This is a genomic window from Streptomyces sp. NPDC048504, from assembly GCF_043200035.1.
In the GTDB taxonomy this organism is placed as follows: domain Bacteria; phylum Actinomycetota; class Actinomycetes; order Streptomycetales; family Streptomycetaceae; genus Streptomyces.
Genome location: NZ_JBICXA010000028.1, coordinates 80,398 through 102,648 on the forward strand (window position 1 = coordinate 80,398; position 22,251 = coordinate 102,648).

General features: G+C 69.9%; 15 protein-coding genes. 4 read left to right on the top strand and 11 right to left on the bottom strand.

Going from position 1 to position 22,251, the window contains the following annotated elements; all coding sequences use genetic code 11:
• The first annotated feature begins 106 nt into the window (after nt 1-106).
• Entirely contained in the window at nt 107-2,944 is a 2,838-nt protein-coding gene (locus ACGFY9_RS46555) for a glycoside hydrolase family 3 C-terminal domain-containing protein (RefSeq protein WP_393764872.1), read from the top strand.
• A 153-nt stretch (nt 2,945-3,097) separates the two neighbouring features.
• Here the strand turns inward: ACGFY9_RS46555 and ACGFY9_RS46560 are convergent, their stop codons facing one another.
• The 3 genes from ACGFY9_RS46560 to ACGFY9_RS46570 all read right to left on the bottom strand — a co-directional run bounded on the left by ACGFY9_RS46560 (nt 3,098) and on the right by ACGFY9_RS46570 (nt 8,841).
• On the bottom strand, nt 3,098-4,543 hold the full coding sequence (locus ACGFY9_RS46560; RefSeq protein ID WP_393764893.1) for an aldehyde dehydrogenase family protein: 1,446 nt from the start codon (nt 4,541-4,543) through the stop codon (nt 3,098-3,100).
• 177 nt (nt 4,544-4,720) lie between these two features.
• A complete protein-coding gene (locus ACGFY9_RS46565) occupies nt 4,721-6,310 on the bottom strand; it encodes a PucR family transcriptional regulator (protein ID WP_393764874.1) in 1,590 nt (529 codons plus the stop codon).
• A 116-nt stretch (nt 6,311-6,426) separates the two neighbouring features.
• Complete coding sequence (locus ACGFY9_RS46570; RefSeq protein ID WP_393764876.1) at nt 6,427-8,841, bottom strand: ATP/GTP-binding protein; 2,415 nt, start codon at nt 8,839-8,841, stop codon at nt 6,427-6,429.
• A 245-nt stretch (nt 8,842-9,086) separates the two neighbouring features.
• Between ACGFY9_RS46570 and gabT the strand changes: the two genes are divergently transcribed.
• Together gabT and ACGFY9_RS46580 are read left to right on the top strand one after the other, a co-directional pair.
• Nucleotides 9,087-10,421, top strand: a complete 1,335-nt coding sequence (gene gabT, locus ACGFY9_RS46575; protein WP_393764878.1) for a 4-aminobutyrate--2-oxoglutarate transaminase — start codon at nt 9,087-9,089, stop codon at nt 10,419-10,421.
• Nucleotides 10,422-10,899: 478 nt separating this feature from the next.
• A complete protein-coding gene (locus ACGFY9_RS46580) occupies nt 10,900-11,475 on the top strand; it encodes a phosphatase PAP2 family protein (protein WP_393764880.1) in 576 nt (191 codons plus the stop codon).
• Here the strand turns inward: ACGFY9_RS46580 and ACGFY9_RS46585 are convergent.
• The 8 genes from ACGFY9_RS46585 to ACGFY9_RS46620 form a co-directional block, all read right to left on the bottom strand.
• Nucleotides 11,463-13,235, bottom strand: coding sequence for a chitinase (locus tag ACGFY9_RS46585; RefSeq protein ID WP_393764895.1), 1,773 nt, complete (start codon nt 13,233-13,235; stop codon nt 11,463-11,465). The two genes, ACGFY9_RS46580 and ACGFY9_RS46585, sit on opposite strands and share 13 nt — an antisense overlap.
• 112 nt (nt 13,236-13,347) lie before the next feature.
• On the bottom strand, nt 13,348-13,803 hold the full coding sequence (locus ACGFY9_RS46590; RefSeq protein WP_365309969.1) for a hypothetical protein: 456 nt from the start codon (nt 13,801-13,803) through the stop codon (nt 13,348-13,350).
• A 129-nt stretch (nt 13,804-13,932) separates the two neighbouring features.
• Entirely contained in the window at nt 13,933-15,360 is a 1,428-nt protein-coding gene (locus ACGFY9_RS46595) for an NAD(P)/FAD-dependent oxidoreductase (protein WP_393764882.1), read from the bottom strand.
• Nucleotides 15,361-15,389: 29 nt separating this feature from the next.
• Complete coding sequence (locus ACGFY9_RS46600; RefSeq protein WP_393764884.1) at nt 15,390-16,190, bottom strand: ABC transporter permease; 801 nt, start codon at nt 16,188-16,190, stop codon at nt 15,390-15,392.
• Complete coding sequence (locus tag ACGFY9_RS46605; protein WP_393764885.1) at nt 16,191-17,120, bottom strand: ABC transporter permease; 930 nt, start codon at nt 17,118-17,120, stop codon at nt 16,191-16,193.
• Nucleotides 17,120-18,274 carry an ABC transporter ATP-binding protein gene (locus tag ACGFY9_RS46610; RefSeq protein WP_393764897.1) on the bottom strand — a complete coding sequence of 385 codons (1,155 nt, stop codon included), beginning with the start codon at nt 18,272-18,274 and terminating at the stop codon, nt 17,120-17,122. The genes ACGFY9_RS46605 and ACGFY9_RS46610 overlap by 1 nt, the downstream gene beginning before the upstream one ends.
• A gap of 5 nt (nt 18,275-18,279) precedes the next feature.
• The gene (locus ACGFY9_RS46615) at nt 18,280-19,527 is read right to left on the bottom strand and encodes a PotD/PotF family extracellular solute-binding protein (protein WP_393764886.1); all 1,248 of its coding nucleotides are present in this window, start codon (nt 19,525-19,527) and stop codon (nt 18,280-18,282) included.
• A gap of 56 nt (nt 19,528-19,583) precedes the next feature.
• Entirely contained in the window at nt 19,584-21,119 is a 1,536-nt protein-coding gene (locus ACGFY9_RS46620) for a gamma-aminobutyraldehyde dehydrogenase (protein WP_393764887.1), read from the bottom strand.
• Between the two features lie 211 nt (nt 21,120-21,330).
• Between ACGFY9_RS46620 and ACGFY9_RS46625 the strand changes: the two genes are divergently transcribed.
• Entirely contained in the window at nt 21,331-21,924 is a 594-nt protein-coding gene (locus ACGFY9_RS46625; RefSeq protein ID WP_393764889.1) for an NADAR family protein, read from the top strand.
• The last annotated feature ends 327 nt before the right edge of the window (nt 21,925-22,251 follow it).

The following is a 22,251-nucleotide window of genomic DNA, read 5'->3' on the forward strand; positions in this document are numbered from 1 at the left end:
TGCTGCTTGAAATAACGGTGAAGGTCTCTTGACACCTGCCCCGCATCGAATCAGCATCGAAGCGCTTCGAAAGAGCCGCGCCGCTCCATCGCAAGGGGAACCCCACGTGACCGCACAAACGCCGCCTACGCCGCCTTTCCGCGATCCGCACCTGCCGTTCGCGAAGCGCATCGACGACCTGCTGGCGCGGCTCACCCTCGACGAGAAGGTCGGCTTCCTGCACCAGTACTCGCCCGCCGTGGCGCGTCTGGGCGTCGCCGCGTTCCGCACCGGCCAGGAGGCCCTGCACGGCGTCGCGTGGATGGGCCCGGCGACGGTCTTCCCGCAGGCGGTCGGCCTGGGCGCGACCTGGAACGAGGATCTCGTACGCCGGGTCGGCGACGCGGTGTCCAAGGAGGTCCGCGCGATGCGGGCCCGCGACGACCGCGTCGGCCTCAACGTGTGGTCCCCGACGGTGAACCTGCTGCGCCATCCGTTGTGGGGCCGTAACGAGGAGGGCTACTCGGAGGACCCGAAGCTGACCTCGGCGATCGCCACCGCGTACACGCGGGGCCTGCGCGGCGACCACCCGACGTACTGGCGCACGGCCCCCGTCCTCAAGCACTGGCTGGCACACAACAACGAGACGGGCCGGGACATCTCGTCGTCCTCGGTGCGCCCGCGCGTGCTGCACGAGTACGACCTGCGCGCGTTCCGCGAGACGGTCGAGGCGGGCGCGGTGGCCGGGGTGATGCCCGCGTACAACCTGGTCAACGGCCGCCCCAACCACGTCTCGCCCTACCTCCGCGAGCAGCTGCGCACCTGGACCGACGAGGACCTGCTGGTCTGCTCGGACGCGGGCGCGCCCTCCAACCTGGTCGACTCCGAGCACTACTTCGACACCCACGAGGAGGCGACGGCCGCCTCGCTGCTCTCCGGCGTGGACAGCTTCACCGATCACGGCACGGACGGTTCGACGATCGTGGCGCGGGTTCAAGGTGCCCTGGACCAGGGCCTGTTGACGGAGGCGGACGTCGACGCGGCGGTCCGCCGTCAGCTCTCGGTGCGGTTCCGGCTCGGCGAGTTCGACCCGGCGCAGGACCCGCACGCCGACATCAAGGACTTCGACACCCCGGCGCACCGGGCCCTCGCCCAGGAGGCCGCCGAACAGGCGGTGGTTCTCCTGAAGAACGACGACGATCTGCTGCCCCTCGCCCACGACACGCGCCTCGCCGTCATCGGTCTGCTCGCGGACGAGTGCAAACTCGACTGGTACAGCGGCACGTTGATCCACCGCTCCACTCCGCTGGAGGGCCTGTACGAGCGGTTCGGCGCCGAGCGCGTCGAGTTCGCGGAGGGCGTGGACCGCGTCCGGCTGCGCACCTCCCAAGGCGCCTTCCTGCACGTCCCGTTGGCGGACGCGGAAGACGAAGTACGCGGAGCCGAGGGCGCGTTGGACCCGGCTCTCCTCGCGGGCCGCACCGACCTCCCGCCCCTCACCACGGACGACACCGGCACCGAACTCGCCCTCGTCGACTGGGGCGAGGGCGTCCTCACCCTCCGCGCCCCCGACGGCCGCTACCTCTCGGTCGCCGAGGACGGCTACGTCCGCGCCTCCGCCGACCAGCCCGGAGGCTGGGTCGTCCAGGAGACATTCCGTCTGGAACCCCACGAGAACGGTCACCTCCTGCTGCACATCGGTACGGGTCGCCACGTCTCTGTCGCCGCCGACGGCGTGAAGGTTGCCGAAAAGGGCGCGGAAGTCTTCGAGGTGGTGGTCGCCGAGCGCGGCGAGGACGCGGTGGCCCGGGTCGCGGAGGCGGCGGACGTGGTGCTCGTGGTCGCGGGCAACGACCCGCACATCAACGGCCGCGAGACCGAGGACCGTACGACACTCCGCCTCCCCGCCCACCAGGAACGCCTCCTGCGCGCGGCCCGCACCGCCAACCCGAAGACCGTCCTGGCGCTGGTCTCCGCGTACCCGTACACGGTCGACCCGGCCGGACTCCCCGCGATCCTGTGGACCGCTCACGGCGGCCAGGCGGCGGGCACCGCCCTGGCCCGCGTCCTCGCAGGCGACGTCTCCCCCGCCGGCCGCCTCCCCCAGACCTGGTACGCGTCCGACACCGACCTGCCCGGCCTCCTCGACTACGACGTGATCGGCGGACGCCAGACCTACCTCTACTTCGAGGGCACCCCTCTCTTCCCCTTCGGCCACGGCCTGTCGTACGCGTCCTTCGTGTACGGCGGCCTCAGGGCCCAGGTCGAACTCGACGCGGTGCACGTGCAGTTCACGGTCACCAACACGGGCGACGTGACGGCCGACGAGGTCGCGCAGCTGTACACCCGCGCCACGGACCCGTCGGTCGCGCGTCCGCGCCGCGAACTGGCCGCCCACCGCCGCGTGACCCTCGCGCCGGGCGAGGCGGCGGTGCTGTCCTTCGAAGTCCCGCTGTCCGCCTTCGGGTTCTGGGACGTGGCGCGGGGTGGCCACCGCCTCGAACCGGGTCCGTACGAACTCCTCCTCGGCGCCTCCAGCGAGGACATCCGTCTCCGTACGACGGTGACGCTCGACGGCGAGCCCGCAGCACCCCGCCCTCTCCTCCAACGCGGCCTGGACGCGGCCGACTTCGACGAGCAGTCGGGCGGCGAGATCGTCGACCGGACGAAGGTGGCGGGCGACGCGGTGACCCCGGCACAGGGCGGAACGGCCGAACTGACCTACTGGCACTGCGACTTCGGCGCCGGTGTCACGGAGGTGACCGTGGAGGTTGCGGGCGAGGGCGTCGTAGAACTGTCCCTGGACGGTGGCCCGGCGCTCGCCCGACTCGCCCTGTCCGCGCCGACGTCAGGCCCGTACGGCTACACCACGCTCGGTGCCGGGATCGTCGCCGAGGGCGTGCACGACGTGCACCTGAAGCTGCGCGGCCCACTGCGGCTCGCTCATGTCGGCTTCTCGGGCTGAGGGTCCGGAGGCAGCCGACGGCTGAGAAGGGGCCCGGCACCGGAAGGCATCGGTGCCGGGCCCCTTCGAGGAGACTATATGAAAATGGATCCCATTAGCTAGAGCCGTTGGGTGAGAGAACGGTCAGAGCGATCCCTCCCGTCCCGAGCCCGGTCAGAGCGCGAGGCCCGTGAGCACCAGCACCCGCTCGTAGGTGTAGTCGTCCATCGCGAACTTGACGCCCTCGCGGCCGACGCCGGACTGCTTGGCGCCGCCGTAGGGCATCTGGTCGGCGCGGTAGGACGGAACGTCGCCGATCACGACACCGCCGACTTCGAGCGCGCGGTGGGCGCGGAAGGCGACCTGCACGTCGTGGGTGAACACCCCTGCCTGGAGGCCGTACTTGGAGTCGTTGGCGGCGGCGAAGGCGGCGGCCTCGCCGTCCACCTTCGTCACGGTCAGCACCGGTCCGAAGACCTCCTCGCAGGAGATCGTCGTGTCCGCCGGTACGTCGGTGAGGACGGTCGGCGCGTACGAGGCGCCGTCGCGCTTGCCGCCGGTGAGGAGGGTGGCGCCCGCCTCGACGGCCTCCTGGACCCACGACTCGACGCGCTGCGCGGCGGCCTCGCTGACCAGCGGCCCGACGTCGGTCTTGTCGTCGCTCGGGTCGCCGGTGACCTGGGCCTCGACGGCGGCGACTATGCGCGGGAGCAGCCGGTCGTAGACGGCCGCGTCCGCGATGACCCGCTGCACGGAGATGCAGGACTGGCCGCCCTGGTAGTTCGAGAAGGTGGCGATGCGGGTCGCGGCCCAGTCGAGGTCGGCGTCGGAGGCGTAGTCCCCGAGGACGACGGCCGCGCCGTTGCCGCCCAGCTCCAGGGTGCAGTGCTTGCGCGGCACCGAGTCCATGATCGCGTAGCCGACCTTCTCCGAACCGGTGAAGGAGATCACCGGCAGCCGCTCGTCCTGGACGAGGGCGGGCATGTGGTCGTTGGCGACCGGCAGGACGCTCCACGAACCGGTGGGCAGCTCGGACTCGGCGAGCAGGTCGCCGATGATCAGGCCGGAGAGCGGGGTGGCCGGGGCGGGCTTGAGGATGATCGGCACGCCGGCCGCGATCGCGGGGGCGATCTTGTGGGCGCAGAGGTTCAGCGGGAAGTTGAAGGGCGCGATACCGAGGACGGCACCCTTCGGGAAGCGCCGGGTGAGGGCGAGCCGGCCCTGGCCGCCGGCGTCGGTGTCGAGGCGCTGGGCCTCGCCGCCGTTGAACCGCCGGGCCTCCTCCGCGGCGAACCGGAACACGGACACCGCGCGGCCGACCTCACCACGTGCCCACTTGATCGGCTTGCCGTTCTCGGCGGAGATGAGCCGCGCGATCTCCTCGGTGCGCTCGACGAGACGCCTGCTGACGTGGTCGAGGGCGGCGGCGCGGACGTGGGCGGGGGTCGCGGCGAACTCGTCCCGTACGGCGTGGGCGGCGGCCACCGCCTCCTCGACCTGGGCGTCGGTCGGCACGCTGACCTTGCCGACGAGGCGTCCGTCCCAGGGTGAGGTGACGTCGAAGGTGTCCTCGCCGGTGGCCTGGCGGCCGGCGAGCCAGAAGGCGTGGGTGACTGCCACAGTTTCGTTGGGCATTGCGTGTGCCGGCCCTTCCGCGTTGGGGGTGCTTGTTCTAGGTGTTACTCGGTGCTTCTCGATGCTTCTGGTCAACGGTAGGTGCGGGGAAGCGGGGGCGCGTTTGTCCGAGCCGTAGCAGTGCCGGGCGGAGACACTCCAGTTCGGCAGATGCCGTGCCGCCTACTCCGCCGCGGCCGTCGCCTTCAACGAGAGCCACAACTCCATCCGTACGTCCGGATCGTCCAGCGACCGCCCGAGGATCTCCTCGACCCGCCGCATCCGGTACCGCAAGGTGTGCCGGTGCACCCCGAGGTCGGCGGCCGCCGCGTCCCACTGCCCGTGCCGGGAGAGCCACGCCCGCAGCGAGGCGACAAGATCCCCGCGCCCGGTGGCGTCGTGCTCGGCCAGCGGCCGTAGCAACCCGTCCGCGAACGCGCGCACCGCGTCATCGGCGAGCAACGGCAGCACGGACCCGGCGGCCAGCTGCTCGTGCTCGACGAGCACCCGCCCCCGCCTCCGCGCCACGGACAACGCCTGCTCGGCCTGCTTGTAGGCGGCCGCGGCGGCGATGGGCCCGGCCGGAGCGGAGAGCCCCACGACCAGGTCGTCCTCATCACCGGTGCGCTCCCCGGTGCTCGAAGAGGCCCGCTCGCCCTCCCGCGTCGCCGCGTACTCCCCGCACGCCTCGACCGCGGCACCGCCGTCGACGGCCAGCACGACCAGCCGTTCCGGCCCTTCCGGTACGACGAGCACAGCTTCCCCGGACCGCGCCGCAGCGGATTCGACGGCCTCGGCGAGCCCGTCCAAGGGGTCACTGTCCGGCAACTCCCCCGACTCCCCCACGATGATCCGGAACGGCGCGTCGAGGAGCCCGCCGTACAGGTCCCCGGCGACCGCCCGCGCGTGGTCCGGGTGCCCGGCGAGCAGCAGCCGCAGCACCGCCGCCCCGATCCGCTCGTGGGCGGCCTGCAGGGACCGCGAGCGTTCCGTGGTGAGGGTCAGGAGCGCGATCGCGGAGTGCACGGCATACCGCTCCGCCGTCCCGAGCGCGGACGCGGTTCCTACGGCGAGTGCGGCGCGCGGGCGGCGGCCGGTGCCGAGGGTGTGCAGTTCGACACGGTCCTCGTTGTCCGGCCCGCCGACGACGGACGAGGCCGGCGCGGGCCGGTCCCGCAACCGCTCCACGTCCGCCGTGAGCCGGGCGGCGCGACGGCCCGCCCACTCCGGTGCGGTGGCGACGACGGCGCCGGACGCGTCGTAGAGCGCGGCCCATCCGTCGACCTGTGCGGCGAGGGCGGCGAGGAGTCCCTCGGGGCCGTCGGTGAGGGCCTGCTTGGTGAGTTCGCGCTGGGCGGCGAAGCCGGCGGTGACGGAGCGGTACTGGTCGGCGGCGATCGCCGCGGAGACGGCCTTGCTGATCGCGATGAACGGGGTGCGGCGGGGCACTTCGAGCAACGGCAGCCCTTCCTCCTGGGCCGTGTCGACCAGCACCTTCGGGATCTCGTCGTAGTTGACCCCGACGGCGAACCCCAGCCCGACGACTCCCGCGCCCACCAGCCGCTTCACATAGCGCCGCATGGCCTTCGCGTCCTCCGCGTCCAGCTTCAACGCGGTCGTCAGCAGCAGCTCCCCGCCCTCCATGTACGGCACCGGGTCCGCCAGCTCACTCACATGCGCCCAGCGGACGGGCACGTCCAGCCGGTCCTCACCCGCGCGCACGGTGAGCTTGAGCGCGGAGTGGTGGACGAGGGAGGCGAGCGTGGGGGGCATGGTGCCTTCAGGTGGAGGAAGAACTGGCGATCATGTCGATCTTTTGGCCGTCACGTATGAACTGCCTGTGCCGATTCTGCCTCACCGTATGGTGGGTGCGTATCTGTATGTCCGGTTCAGCGGGCTGGGGCTCGCAGATCCACCAGTGATGGCGGAGTGTGCTTCCCCTCCACCGTCGTGAGGGACAGCACCGCGTGCCCCGGCGGCACCTCGTGCGCGAGCTGGGACGCGGACCACCGCTCCCGCTCGACCTGCCGTACGGTCACGGCCTCCGTCGTCACCGCCCGGCCCGTCACCAGCTTGCGCAGGGCGTGGATGGCCCGGGTCATCGGCTGGTCCGCGAAGACGGTGTGCTGGGCCACGTCCCGGGTCTCCACCCACTCCGTGCCCCAGGCGTGCGCGAAGCGGCTGCCGTCCCAGGTCGTGACGCCGGAGAAGGCCATCCGGCAGCCGACGGCGCCGTGCAGCGGTCCGTGCAGCGCCTCGGGGACGTCGCCCAGGGTGCGCAGGGCGAGGACCACGCCCGCGTTCTGGGAGCGCAGACGCTGCATGCGCCGAACGGACTCGGCGGTCACCGTCCCGGTCGCGTCGTCGAGGACGAGACAGGCGAAGTGCCGGCGGCCGGTGTCGTGCACGACATGGTCGAACTGGGCCAGGACCAGCCGGGTGATCAGCCGGGAGGCCTCCTCGTGCCCGTGAGCCGGCACGTCGATCCGGACCCTCAGGGGGTGATGGGCGACGGCACGCAGCGAGAACGGCCGGACGGCCGCGTCGCCGGTGCCGAAGAAGTCGGCGAACACGGGCCGGTCCAACAGCGCGAGCCGGTCGGCGAGCACCGGTCCGGGGTCGGCTGCGGCACCGGTCTGACGGGCCCGGGCGTCGAGGTCGCGGCGCAGGCCTGCGTGCTCCGGCGCCGACAGCGCCTGGCGCAGGGCGGCGAGCGCCGACGGCTCGCCTTCGAGGAGTTCCCGCAGCACGGGCAGGGACGGGAAGGTGCCGTGCACCGCCCGATACGGCCCGAGCAGTTGGGCGAGTGCGGTCGTGGCCCGTTGGGCGCCGACGGTGTCGAGGTCTCCGACCAGTCCCTCGGCGAGGAACGCGGCGGCCGCGTCGGGGTCGGCGCTGTCGGCGTAGGGATCCAGGTCGTAGACGGAGGCGGGGTCTCCGATCCGCACCACGACGTCGTACGCCGAGTCCGGGCCGAGCGGGGTGCCGGCCGCGCAGACCGCGACGACGGCACACTGTCCGGTCAGCGCCCGCAGAGCCAGGGACTCGACGACCGGGGCGACCACGTGCTTGGTCTTGCCGGAGCCGGACGGCCCCACGACTAGGAGCGAGGTGCCGAGTGCGTCGGGGCCGAGTGCCGTGCCCGCGCCGCGGTAGGCCGACGGCGTACGTTCCCCGGCCGTCCACTGTCCGATGCGCACCTGCCCTTCGAGGAGGTCGTGCCGTGCGGCACGGCCGGCCAGGTCCCGGACTCCGGACGGGTGGACCCAGGCCGCCGCTCCCTTGCGCAGCACCGTGTCGCTGAAGGCCGCCAGCTGTGCTTCCCTGCGGGCGGTTTCCCACGCGTGCCCGATCCGGACGCAGTCCACGTCGTTCATACGGCCCATCAGTACTTCGGCGGTGAGAAGTTCGGCGGCCTCGTGCTGGCCGGCCTCCCGCAGCGCGGGCCACTGGGCGGGCGGCAGCGCGGCGGGCACCGGCTGGGAGCCGTCGTCCCCCGTGTCGGCGCGCGCGGCGAGTCGTTCCTTCGCGAGTGCCCACCAGCCGCCGAGGCGGGCGAAGGGCCACAGGACCAGGGCGGTGATGAGGGCGTACAGGAAGTCGATGAGCAGCACCGACTGGAAGATCTCGTAGCCCCCGGTGATCAGGGTCAGGAGAGAGAACAGCGGGTCCTGGACGGGCAGGGCGTTCCAGCCGACGCCGAACGCCTTGGGGAACACGAAGCTCAGCGTGACAAGGCCGCCGATGGCCGCCAGCAGTGCGCGAGCCGGCTGTGGACGGCTGCCGATGACATGGCGGGCGACGTCGAGCCAACCGCCCAGCCGGATGACGGTGTAGACGAGCAGGGCGAAGAAGACACCGTCGTAGACGCTGATGGCCTCGGTGCCCCTGAAGTTCTTGGGGGATGTGGTGCCGGCCCACCACCAGTCGTTCGGGGTGAACAGCTTGAGCACGACCCATTGGTACGGAACGGCGCCGTGGCGCCAGAAGGACCACACGATCAGCGCCACCACCAGGGGGACCAGCAGCCCGAGGATCGCGACCGGGGAGAGCCGCGTCGATGAGCGGTCGGCCTTGGGCGGGCGGTATCCGTAGCGCCAGATCCCGGGTGCGGCGGCCGGCCGGGGCTCGTTCAGCCAGTCGGCGACGGCCGGGTTGAACCGCGGCGGCTGTTCGGGCGCGGGCGTCGAGCCCGGTGTCCGCGCAGGCCGCGGCGGCATGGCCGGTACCTCCGGCGGCCGCGCCGGACGCGGCACAGGATTGGCCTGTGTGTGTCGCGCGTCCTGCGTCCCGTCGCTGTCCATCGACCTTGCCCCCTGACCAGCCGTTCCATCCACCGTCAGCGAGTCAATCTAACGCGCCTGGAAGGGGAGTTCACCGTTTACGCGGCCGGGCCCGTACCGATCCCCTCGACAACGGCACTGGCCACGACGGACAACCCCCACCCCCGACACCGCCCACATGGAGCATGCCCACCCCCGGCCACCCGCCCTAGCCTGCGAGAAAGGAAGAAAGAAGAAAAGCGTCCGCACCACCCCAGGAGCCCCTCATGACCGCACTTCCGCAGGAGCGCCGCGTTCTCACCGCCATCCCCGGCCCGAAGTCGCAGGAGCTGCAGGCCCGCCGTACCGCCGCGGTCGCGGCCGGTGTGGGCTCCGTGCTGCCCGTGTTCACCGCGCGCGCGGGCGGCGGGATCATCGAGGACGTCGACGGGAACCGGTTCATCGACTTCGGTTCCGGTATCGCCGTGACGAGCGTCGGCGCGTCCGCCGAGGCCGTCGTACGCCGGGCGAGCGCGCAGCTCGCCGACTTCACCCACACCTGTTTCATGGTCACGCCGTACGAGGGGTACGTGGAGGTCGCGGAGGCGCTGGCCGAGCTGACCCCGGGTGACCACGCCAAGAAGTCCGCACTGTTCAACTCCGGCGCCGAGGCCGTCGAGAACGCGGTCAAGATCGCACGTGCGTACACCAAGCGGCAGGCCGTCGTCGTGTTCGACCACGGGTACCACGGCCGGACCAACCTCACCATGGCGCTGACCTCGAAGAACATGCCGTACAAGAACGGCTTCGGGCCGTTCGCGCCCGAGGTGTACCGCGTCCCGGTCGCCTACGGCTACCGCTGGCCGACCGGTCCGGACAACGCCGGTGCCGAGGCCTCCGCGCAGGCCATCGACATGATCAACAAGCAGATCGGCGCGGACAACGTCGCCGCGATCATCATCGAGCCGGTCCTCGGCGAGGGCGGCTTCATCGAGCCGGCGAAGGGCTTCCTGCCGGCGCTGAGCGAGTTCGCCAAGGCCAACGGGATCGTCTTCGTCGCCGACGAGATCCAGTCCGGGTTCTGCCGTACGGGGCAGTGGTTCGCGTGTGAGGACGAGGGGGTTGTGCCCGATCTGATCACCACCGCCAAGGGCATCGCGGGCGGGCTGCCGCTCGCCGCCGTCACCGGGCGTGCCGAGATCATGGACGCCGCGCACGCCGGTGGGCTGGGTGGTACCTACGGCGGCAACCCCGTCGCCTGTGCCGGTGCGCTCGGTGCGATCGAGACCATGAAGGAGCTGGACCTCAACGCCAAGGCCAAGAACATCGAGTCGGTCATGAAGGTCCGGCTCGGGGCCATGGCGGAGAAGTTCGACATCATCGGCGACGTGCGCGGGCGCGGCGCGATGATCGCCATCGAGCTCGTCAAGGACCGTACGACCAAGGAGCCGAACCCGGAGGCGACGGCCGCGCTCGCCAAGGCGTGCCACCAGGAGGGGCTGCTGGTCCTGACCTGTGGCACCTACGGCAACGTGTTGCGCTTCCTGCCTCCGCTGGTCATGGGGGAGGACCTGCTGAGCGAGGGGCTCGACATCATCGAGCAGGCGTTCGCACGTATCTGAGCCACCCCCGCCCGTACCTCCCAGCCACACGCAACTCCCAGCTCCCGCACAGGAGTTGAGCCTCATACGCCTCAACCGCCCCACCCGTTCCGTCCACAGCGATTCACAGGCGGGGGCGGCGGGCGTCAGGCCGTGTGAAGAAGGTGTGCGGGGTGCATGACGGGACGCGATTCCGCCTGTCGTACCCGCAGCCACTGCCGTAGGTTCTACCCAGATGAGAGATACACCCCGCCCACAGGGGACTGTGGGCGACTTCAGGCCGGGGCCTCCCCAGCTTCGACCTGGTCGTGCCCTCGCGCACACAACAGGAGCCTCTGGCTCCGAATCTCCTCACCGATCGGATCGTCGCCCGCCCCAAACCCCCCGGGGCGGCCGACGATCCGATCCGGACGGCCGGCCCGGAACTACCCCCCCTGTTCCGGGCCGGCCGACCTCCTTTTTCTGGCTGTTTCTCGCCCTTCCCGCGCTGCTCTTCGCGGTGATCACCTGGCAGGTAGCGGCCGACGGTCCCCTCCTCCGCCTGGACACCCGCCTCAGCCGCGCACTCGTCCACCCGGACCGGGCCTCCGAACTCCTCGCCGACCTCGGCAACATCCAGGTCGCGGTACCTGTCCTCATGGTCGTTCTCGTCTACGTCGGCTGGCGCGCCCGTGCCACAGGTACAAACCGGTGGTGGCTGCCACCCCTCGCGGCGGCCGTGCTGATGGCCCTGGTCCCGGCGATCGTCGTCCCCCTCAAGGAACTGATCGCCCGCGGCGGCACCCCGGCAGTCCCGCCCGGCACCGGCTACTACCCCTCGGGCCACACAGCCACCGCGATGATCGCCTACGGCGCCTCGGCCTTGGTTCTCCTCCCTTGGCTCCGGACGACGTACGCCCGCCGCGAACTGGTCATCGCCTGCGCCCTGTTGGTCGCCGGCGTCAGCTTCGGCCTGGTCCGCCGGGGCTACCACTGGCCACTGGACGTCGTGGCCAGTTGGTGCCTCGGTACGGTGCTGCTCGCCTCGCTGTGGCTCTTCCTCGACCGCTTTCGCAGCGGCCCTCAGCCGAAGTAGCCGTCGAACGTCTTCTGGAACTCCCAGTTCGAGTACCGGTCCCAGTTGATCGACCAGGTCATCAGCCCGCGCAGGGTCGGCCAGGTGCCGTGGGTCGCGTACGAGCCGCAGCTCACCTTCTTCGTCAGGCAGTCCAGGCTCTTGGTGACCTCGGCCGGGGCGACATAGCCGTTGCCCGCGTTGACCGACGCCGGCATGCCGATGGCGATCTGGTCGGGGCGCAGGGCCGGGAATACGTTGGTGGTGTCACCCGCGACCGGGAAGCCCGTGAGCAGCATGTCGGTCATCGCGATGTGGAAGTCGGCGCCGCCCATGGTGTGGTACTGGTTGTCGAGGCCCATGATCGGACCCGAGTTGTAGTCCTGGACGTGGAGCAGGGTGAGGTCGTCGCGGAGGGCGTAGATGACGGGCAGATACGCCCCGCACCTCGGGTCCTGGCCGCCGAACTTGCCGGTGCCGTAGAACTGGTAGCCCATCTGCACGAAGAACGTCTCGGGCGCCATGCTCAGCACGAACTTCGAGCCGTACTTGGCCTTCAGGGTCTTCAGGGCCGCGATGAGGTTGACCACCACGGGAGTTGTGGGGCTCTTGAAGTTCGTGTCGCTCGCGTCCAGCGACAGCGAGTGGCCCTCGAAGTCGATGTCGAGGCCGTCGAGTCCGTAGGTGTCGATGATGTTCGAGACCGAGGAGACGAAGGTGTCGCGGGCCGCTGTCGTGGTCAGTTGGACCTGGCCGTTGGCGCCGCCTATGGAGATCAGCACCTTCTTCCCCGCCGCCTGTTTGGCCTTGACGGCCGCCTTGAAGTCGGCGTCGCTCTCGACGTTCGCGCACTCGCTGACCGGGCAGCGGTTGAAGCGGATGTCGCCCGAGCTGGCGGAGGTGGGTTCACCGAAGGCCAGGTCGATGACGTCCCAGCTGTCGGGTACGTCGGCCAGGCGCGTGTAGCCGGAGCCGTTGGCGAAGCTCGCGTGGAGGTAGCCGACCAGGGCGTGGGTGGGCAGGCCGGTACTGGGGCCCGAGCCTGTGGACGTCGTCGCGGTGACCGCCGTCGACTTCGCGGACTCGCCCGCGTCGTTCACCGCGGTGACCTGGAAGCCGTACGCCGTCGCGGCCGACAGCCCGCTCACGCTGGCCGAAGTGCCGCTCGCCGTCTGGACCTTGACCCCGTCGCGGTAGATCGCGTAGCTCGTGGCGCCGGTGACGGCGGACCAGGAGAGGGCGACGGAGGAGGACGTCACGGAGCCTACGGCGAGGCCCGTCGGGGTAGTTGGCGGCTGTCCTACGTCGACCGCCGGGCCGGTGAGGGAGATGTCGTCGGCGTAGTAGGCACCGGTGGCGTACCAGCCGTGGGTGTAGATCGTGACCTTGGTGGTGGACGGGCCGGTGCGGAAGCTGGTCGTCAACTGCTGCCAGTCGGGGGCCGATTGGGTCCAGGTGGAGACGTCGGTGGTGCCGGTGCCGCTCGCGCCGAGGTAGACGTAGCTGCCGCGGACGTAACCGGCGAGCGCGTACTGGGAGTTGGGCTGCACGGTCACCGTCTGCGCGCACTGGGCGTAGTCGTTGCCGGCCGGGGTCGCCTGCAACGCCGAACTGCCGCCGTGCACGGGCGACTTGACCGTCGTACCGCTGCTCGCGGTACAGGACCAGCTGTCGAGGCCCGCTTCGAAGCCTCCGTTCTTCGCCAGGTCCGCGTCGGCCGCACGGGCGGCCGACGAGAGCGCGGTGAATCCGGACACGGCCAGGGCCAAGGCCGTGAGCATGGTGAGGACGGGTCTGGTGCGGTCCACAAGTGCCTCCGGGCATGGGGGAATTGGAGGGGTGGAGCGCGCCCAATTTGGTCCAGACCAATTAGCTTGTCAAGACCTCAACCGCTCACCCGTCCTCCCCTTCCGTCGCCAGGCCCGCCGCCGCCTCGTGCATGGCGAGTTCGAGGAGTGCGGGGTCGGTGAGGGTGCCGGAGCCGTCCGGCGGTACCAGCCAGCGGACTCCGCCGGTCGACCGGCCGGGGTACGGCACGACGATCCAGGTGCCGAGTCCCGCCGTACGGATCCCCGTGCCCAGCCAGCGGCTCGCGGTGCCGGGCGGTACGAGGAAGCCCATCCGTGCGTCGCCGAAGTCGACGAGTACCGGGCCCAGTTGATCGATGACCCTGGTGAGCACATCGAGCGTGGGATAGCCGAGCTCACCCGGCAGGATGAGTACGTCCCAGGCCTTGCCGGCGGGCAGCAGCGCGACCCCGAGGGGGTTGCGCTCCCATTCCCAGCGGCAGGCCTCCGGATCCGGAGCTACGGATGCCAGCCACTCGACGGCCGTCTTCGCCCCAGTCATGAGGAGACCTCCCTTTCTCATGTCGACGCTGGTCGCGTCACAGGAGAGAGGGAGGTCTCCGCCAGGCATTACGCGGGTTCCGGCACCCCGAAGGAGTGAACCGGATCACACCCGCCGATCAGGAGCGGCTCAGCTGTCGAAGCCGAGGCCCAGCTTGTCCATCGTCTTCAGCCAGAGGTTGCGCCGGCCGCCGTGTGAATCGGCGTGCGCCAGCGACCACTTGGTGAGCGCGATGCCCGTCCACGCGAAGGGCTCGGGCGGGAAGGGCAGCGGCTTCTTGCGGACCATCTCCAGTTCCGTGCGCTCGGTCCGCTCCCCCGCGAGCAGGTCCAGCATCACGTCCGCGCCGAAGCGGGTCGCGCCGACGCCGAGCCCGGTGAAGCCCGCCGCGTACGCGACCTTGCCCTGGTGGGCGGTGCCGAAGAACGCCGAGAAGCGCGAGCAGGTGTCGATCGCGCCGCCCCACGCATGGCTGAAGTTGAGGCCCTCCAGCTGCGGGAAACAGGTGAAGAAGTGCTCGGCGAGCTTGGCGTACGTCTCCGGCCGGTCGTCGTACTCGGCGCGGACCCGGCCGCCGTAGGGATAGATCGCGTCGTAACCGCCCCACAGGATGCGGTTGTCGGCGGAGAGCCGGAAGTAGTGGAACTGGTTCGCCGAATCGCCGAGACCCTGGCGGTTCTTCCAGCCGATCGACGCCAACCGGTCGGCGGAGAGCGGTTCGGTCATCAGGGCGTAGTCGTAGACCGGGACGGTGTACGAGCGGACCCGCTTGATGAGGTTCGGGAAGATGTTGGTGCCGAGCGCGACCCGGCGGGCGCGGACGGATCCGTACGGAGTGCGTACGGCCATGCCGGCGCCGTACGACTTGAGGGCGAGGGCGGGGGTGTGTTCGTAGACGCGGACGCCTAGTTGGAGGCAGGCGCGCTTCAACCCCCAGGCCAGCTTGGCCGGGTTGAGCATCGCGACGCCTCTACGGTCGTACAGGCCGGCCAGGAAGGTCGGTGAGTCGACTTGTTCCCTGAGCGCCTCGGCGTCCAGGAACTCGGTGCCGTCGGCCAGGCCCTTGCTCTCCAACTCGGCGTGCCAGTCGTGGAGTTCCTCGGCCTGGTGGGGTTCGGTGGCGACGTCGATCTCGCCGGTGCGCTCGAACTCGCAGTCCAGGGAGTAGCGGGCGACCGCGCTCTCGATCTCGTCGAGGTTGCGGGCGCCCAGCTCCTCCAGTTTGTGGATCTCATCGGGCCAGCGGGTGAGGCCGTTGGAGAGTCCGTGGGTGAGTGAGGCGGCGCAGAAGCCGCCGTTGCGGCCCGAGGCGGCCCAGCCCGCCTCGCGGCCCTCCACCAGCACCACGTCCCGTTGCGGGTCGCGCTCTTTCGCGATGAGCGCGGTCCACAGTCCGCTGTAACCGCCGCCGACGACCAGCAGGTCGCAGGTCTCGCCGCCGGTGAGCGCGGGTTCGGGGTGGGGCTTGCCGGGGTCGTCCAGCCAGAACGGCACCGGCCGTGCTTCCGAAAGGGACTTCGTCCAGTTGTTGCTACGGCTCATGGCGCTCGGGGCCATGATTTCAACTCCCTACAGGGATAGTGCGGTTACGCCTTCACCTTGTTGCGGCGGTTGGTGATCACCATGGAGACGAGCACCAACAATACGGCGACGAGGAACATGGTCGTACCGATGACATTGATCTGGACGGGTGTGCCGCGCTGCGCCGAACCCCAGACGAACATGGGGAAGGTGACGGTCGAGCCCGCGTTGAAATTGGTGATGATGAAATCGTCGAAGGAGAGCGCGAAGGAAAGCAGCGCGCCTGCCGCGATTCCGGGGGCCGCGATGGGCAGGGTGACGCGGAGGAAGGTCTGCACCGGGCCGGCGTAGAGGTCCTGGGCGGCCTGTTCCAGGCGCGGGTCCATCGACATCACGCGGGCCTTGACGGCGGTGACGACGAAGCTGAGGCAGAACATGATGTGGGCGATCAGGATGGTGTAGAAGCCCAGTTGGGCGCCCATGTTGAGGAACAGCGTGAGCAGCGAGGCCGCCATGACGACCTCGGGCATCGCCATCGGCAGGAAGATCAGCGAGTTGATCGCACCGCGGGCGCGGAAGCGGTAGCGGACCAGCGCGAAGGCGATCATCGTGCCGAGGACGGTGGCGCCGATGGTCGCCCAGACGGCGATCTGGAGGCTGATGGAGAGCGAGCCGCACATGTCGGCGACACCGCACGGCTGCTTCCAGGCGTCCAGCGAGAACTGCTGCCACTCGTAATTGAAGCGCCCCTTCGGCTTGTTGAAGGAGAACACCGTGACGATGACGTTCGGAAGGAGCAGATATCCGAGGGTAATCAGTCCCGCGATGACGACGAAATGACGCTTGAACCAGCGTACGACGGTCATTTAAACCAGATCCTCCGTCCCGGACTTGCGAATGTAGATGGTCACCATGGCGAGGATGGCGGCCATGAGGATGAAGGAAAGAGCGGCCGCTGTCGGGTAGTCCAGAATGCGCAGGAACTGCGTCTGGATGACGTTTCCGATCATGCGGGTGTCGGTGGAGCCGAGGAGTTCGGCGTTGACGTAGTCGCCGGCCGCCGGGATGAAGGTCAGCAGGGTGCCGGAGACGACGCCGGGCATCGACAGCGGGAAGGTGACCTTGCGGAAGGTGGTGAACGGCTTGGCGTAGAGGTCGCCGGCCGCCTCGTGCAGCCGTCCGTCGATGCGCTCCAGCGAGGTGTAGAGCGGAAGCACCATGAACGGCAGGAAGTTGTACGTCAGTCCGCACACCACAGCGAGTGGTGTGGCGAGGACGCGGTCGCCGGAGGTCCAGCCGAGCCAGTTGGTGACGTCCAGGACGTGCAGCGTGTTGAGGGCGCTGACGACCGGGCCGCTGTCCGCGAGGATCGTCTTCCAGGCGAGGGTGCGGATCAGGAAGCTGGTGAAGAACGGCGCGATCACCAGGATCATGATCAGGTTCCGCCAGCGTCCCGCGCGGAACGCGATGAGGTACGCGAGCGGGTAGCCGAGCAGCAGACAGAGGATGGTCGCGGCGGCGGCGTAGAGGACCGAGCGCAGGAACTGGGGCCAGTACTCGGACAGCGCGTCCCAGTAGGTCGCGAAGTGCCAGGTGACCTTGTAGCCGTCCTCCAGGGAGCCCGTCTGGATCGACGTGGAGCCCTGGTAGATCATCGGCAGCGCGAAGAAGACGATCAGCCAGAGGATGCCGGGCAGCAGCAGCCAGTACGGCGTGAAGCGGCCCCTCTTGCGCGGGGGCTTCTTCTCGGGCGCGGTGGGCGCCAGGGGCGGGGGCGCCTCGGTGAGGGTCGACATCAGGCGGCCTCTTCCTCGATGTCGACGCCGGCGTCGATGTCCTGGGCGGCGTCGAGGCCGAAGGTGTGGGCCGGGTTCCAGTGCAGGACGACGTCGGCGCCGGGCCGCAGCCGGGTGTCGCGGTCGATGTTCTGGGCGTAGACCTCGAACTCGGGGCAGACCGGGCTGTCGATGACGTACTGGGTGGAGACGCCGATGAAGCTGGAGTCGGCGATCTTGCCGGTGATGCGGTTGCGGTTCTCGGGGATCTCGCCGGCGTCGTCGGCGTGCGTGAGGGTGATCTTCTCGGGGCGTACGCCGACCAGGACCTTGCCGCCGGTCGTCGTGGGCGCCGAACATCGTGCCTCGGGCAGGACGAGCTTGCCGCCGCCCGCCTTGAGGATGATGTCGTCGCCGCTCTTGGAGTCGACCTCGGCCTCGATGAGGTTGGAGGTGCCCAGGAAGTTGGCGACGAAGGTGGTGTTCGGGTTCTCGTAGAGGTCGCTGGGCGAGCCGAGCTGCTCGACACGGCCCGCGTTCATCACGGCGACCGTGTCGGCCATGGTCATGGCCTCCTCCTGGTCGTGCGTGACGTGGATGAAGGTGATGCCGACCTCGGTCTGGATGCGCTTGAGCTCCAGCTGCATCTGGCGGCGCAGCTTGAGGTCGAGGGCGCCGAGGGGCTCGTCGAGGAGGAGCACCTTGGGGTGGTTGATCAGCGCGCGGGCCACGGCGACACGCTGCTGCTGGCCGCCGGAGAGCTGGTGCGGCTTCTTGCGTGCCTGCTCGCCGAGTTGGACCAGGTCGAGCATGTCGACGACCTGCTGCTTCACCGACTTGATGCCGCGCCGGCGCAGACCGAAGGCGACGTTCTCGAAGATGTCGAGGTGCGGGAAGAGGGCGTACGACTGGAAGACCGTGTTCACCGGCCGCTTGTACGGCGGGAGGTTGGTGACCTCCTGGTCGCCGAGGTGGACGGTGCCGGAGGAAGGTTCCTCCAGGCCGGCGATCATGCGCAGGGTGGTGGTCTTGCCGCAGCCCGAGGCGCCGAGCAGGGCGAAGAAGGAGCCCTGGGGGACGGTCAGTTCGAGCGGCTGGACGGCGGTGAAGCCGTTGTCGTACGTCTTGCTGATTCCGGAGAGGCGGACGTCGCCGCTGTTGTCCTTGGTGTTCATCGTCGTCACGCCCCTGTGAGCTTTGCGAACTTCTGCTGGTATGACGTCTCTTCCTTCGAGCTCAGGGAGCGGAAGGCGTGAGACTTGGCCGCCATGGCCTTGTCGGGAAGGATCAGCGGGTTGCTCGCCGCCGACTTGTCGAGCTTGGCGAGGTAGGGCTTCACGTCCGCGACCGGGCTCACGTAGTTGACGTAGGCGGCGAGTTCGGCGGCCGGTTCGGGCTCGTAGTAGTAGTCGATGAGCCGCTCGGCGTTCGTCTTGTGGCGCGCCTTGTTGGGGATCAGCAGGTTGTCGGTCGATGTCATGTAGCCGGCCTCGGGGATGACGTAGCCGACGTCCGGGTTGTCCGACTGGAGCTGGACGATGTCGCCGCCCCAGGCGACGCAGGCCGCGAAGTCGCCCTTGGTGAGGTCGGACGTGTAGTCGTTGCCCGTGAAGCGGCGGATCTGGCCCTTGTCGACGGCCTTCTGGAGGCGGGCGATGACCGCGTCGTAGTCGTCGGTGGTGAACTTCGCCGGGTCCTTGCCCATGTCGAGCATCGTCATGCCGACGCTGTCGCGCATCTCGGTGAGGAAGCCGACGCGGCCCTTGAGCTTGGGGTTGTCGAGCAGGTCGGAGATCGACTTCACCTCGACGCCGTCGAGCGCCTTCTTGTTGTAGGCGATGACGGTCGAGATGCCCTGCCACACGTACGAGTAGGCCCGGCCCGGGTCCCAGTCGGGGCTGCGGAACTGGTCCGACAGGTTGGCGTAGGCGTGCGGCAGGTTCGACGCGTCCAGTTTCTGGACGTAGCCGAGGCGGATCATGCGGGCGGCCAGCCAGTCGGTGAGGACGATCAGGTCGCGGCCGGTGGACTGGCCGGCGGCGAGCTGCGGCTGGATCTTGCCGAAGAACTCGTCGTTGTCGTTGATGTCCTCGGTGTACTTGACCTTGATGCCGGTCCGCTTGGTGAACGCGTCCAGCGTCGGGCGGTGGTTGCCGCTCTCGTCCGTGTCGATGTACTCGGGCCAGTTGGAGAAGTCGATCTCCTTCTCCGTGGCCGAGTGGTCGTCGGCGGACACGCCGCCCTGGGTCTTGCCTGCCGCGGGAATCCCGCAGCCGCTCAGGGCGCCGAGTCCGCCGACCGCGAGCGCGCCGCCCGCGGAGGCGCGCAGCACCGAACGGCGGGTCAGCGCGGACCGGCTCTTGCGGAAGCTGCGCCGCGCGGCGGCCACTTCGGCCGGGGTCAGGCGGTCGGGCTCGTACTGCTTCATGCGCGTGCTGCCCTTTCGGGAGGAGACGGCGGCGCCTTGGGCGGCCGTCAGTTCTGCTATCGGTCCCCGAAGATCGTGCGGTGCCAGTCCTTGCGGGCCACCGCCGTGTTGTCGAACATGACGTGCTTGATCTGGGTGTACTCCTCGAACGAGTAGGCGGACATGTCCTTGCCGAAGCCGGACGCCTTGTATCCGCCGTGGGGCATCTCGCTGATGATCGGGATGTGGTCGTTGATCCACACGCAGCCGGCCTTGATCTCGCGGGTCGCGCGATTGGCCCGGTAGACGTCCCGGCTCCACGCGGAGGCCGCGAGGCCGTACGGGGTGTCGTTGGCGAGCGCGATGCCTTCGTCGTCGGTGTCGAAGGGCAGGACGACCAGGACCGGTCCGAACAGCTCGGACTGCACGATCTCGCTGTCCTGGGCGGCGTCCGCGACCAGGGTGGGGCGATAGTACGCGCCGTTCTTGAGATCTCCCTGAGGAGCCTCGCCACCGGTCACCACGCGCGCGTAGTCACGCGCCCGGTCGACGAAGGCGGCGACGCGGTCGCGCTGTACGTGCGAGATCAGCGGCCCGAGGTCGGTGCCCGGGGCGAAGGGATCGCCGACCCGGACACTCGTCATGAGGGCGGCCGTCTTCTGGACGAACGCGTCGTAGAGGGGCCGCTGCACGTACGCGCGCGTGGCGGCCGTGCAGTCCTGCCCGGTGTTGATGAGCGAACCGGCGACGGCTCCGTTGACGGCGGCTTCGAGGTCGGCGTCGTCGAAGACCACGAAGGGTGCCTTGCCGCCCAGCTCCAGGTGGATGCGCTTGACGGTGGCGGTCGCGATCTCGGCGACGCGCTTGCCGACGGCGGTGGACCCGGTGAAGGAGGTCATGGCCACGTCGGGATGCCCGACGAGATGCTCACCGGCGACCTTCCCCGTGCCGGTGATGATGTTGATGACTCCGTCCGGGATGCCCGCCTCCGTGGCGGCCTGCGCGAACATCAGGGAGGTGAGCGGGGTCAGCTCGGCGGGCTTCAGGACGATCGTGTTGCCCGCGGCGATCGCCGGGAGGATCTTCCAGGCGGCCATCTGGAGGGGATAGTTCCAGGGCGCGATGGAGCCGACGACACCGATGGGTTCACGGCGCACGTACGACGTGTGGTCGCCGGAGTACTCACCGGCGGACTGTCCCTGCAGATGCCGTGCGGCACCGGCGAAGAAGGACGTGTTGTCGATCGTCCCGGGGACGTCGAACTCGCGGGTCAGCTTGAGGGGCTTGCCGCACTGGAGGGACTCGGCGCGGGCGAAGTCGTCCGCGCGCTCGGCGAGTACGGCGGCGAAGCGGTGCAGCGCGTCGGAGCGCTCGCCGGGGGTGGCACCCGACCAGCCCGGGAACGCGGCGCGCGCGGCGGCCACGGCGGCGTCCACGTCGTCCGTACCGGCCAGCGCGTACGTGTACACGTCCTCGCCGGTGGCCGGGTCGACGACGGCATGGGTGTGGCCCGAGGTGCCCTTGGTCAGGCGGCCCGCGATGAACTGCGCGCCGTCCTCGAAGTACTCCTGTGCGGGGAATCGTTCCGGGGTGACGCTACCCGGGTTGTGCATGTCGCTCTCCTCCGCCTTCGCCCCGCTTCGTCCGCTGGCGGGTGGCGTAGCTCCAGCTCGATTTGAATGCCGATCCTGACAGAGCAAAGGGACTCCAACAAGTGATTCCGTTGTTGCCTTTTGGTTACGCGACGGAATCCTTCGACCAGGTGTCGAGTCCGTGTGGAAAAGGGGGGACGGAGTGTCAGTGGTGCCTGCAAGACTCGCGTGTATGGACAGGATCACGGGGAAGCTCGCGGCGGGGGCCGCGGAAAAGATCGATTCGCGGGAAGCCCTGATCAGGGAAGTGCGGGCCGGGGCCAGGGTCAAGTACCTGCACTTCTGGGGCCACCGGCCCCGCCCGGACGGCCGGGTGAGCGCGAGCTGTCTGAGCCAGTGGTGGCCGTCGCCGTTCACCGTGGACGGGGTGACGTATGGGACCGCCGAGCACTGGATGATGGCGGGGAAAGCGCGGCTGTTCAGCGACGGGGATGCGCTTGCGCGGGTGCTGGCTGCGGGGCATCCGGCCGAGGCGAAGAAGGCGGGGCGGTTGGTGCGGGGGTTCGACGAGGAGGTCTGGGCGCGGGAGCGGTTCGGGATCGTCGTCGAGGGGAGCGTCCACAAGTTCGCGGGGGATGAGGAACTGCGGGCGTTTCTGCTGGGCACGGGGGATCGGGTGCTGGTGGAGGCGAGTCCCGTGGACCGGGTGTGGGGGATCGGGCTGGCCGCGGACGATGTGGCGGCGGGGGATCCTGAGCGGTGGCGGGGGGCGAACTTGTTGGGGTTCGCGTTGATGGTGGCGCGGGGGCGGTTGGGGGTGGCGTGACGGGGGGTTGGGGGTGGGGTGACGGGGGGGGTGAGCGGGGCGGGGGGTTCGTGCCGGTTTGCGGGTGAGTGGTTTGGGCTGTGTGCGGGGTGCGGGTGCGTGGGGGCTGGTCGCGCTCACGCGGCGGAGCCGCATATCGATTCAGCCCCGCGCCCCTGAGGGGTTGGGGTGAGCGGGGTCGGGGTGCGGGGGCGCGCGGGTGTGTTGTGAGGTCGGGGTGGGGGGGGGGGGGGGGGGGGGGGGGGGGGGGGGGGGGGGGGGGGGGGGGGGGGGGCGGCGGGGGGGGGGGGCGGGGGGGGGGGGGGGGGGGCCGCGGCCCCCCCCCCC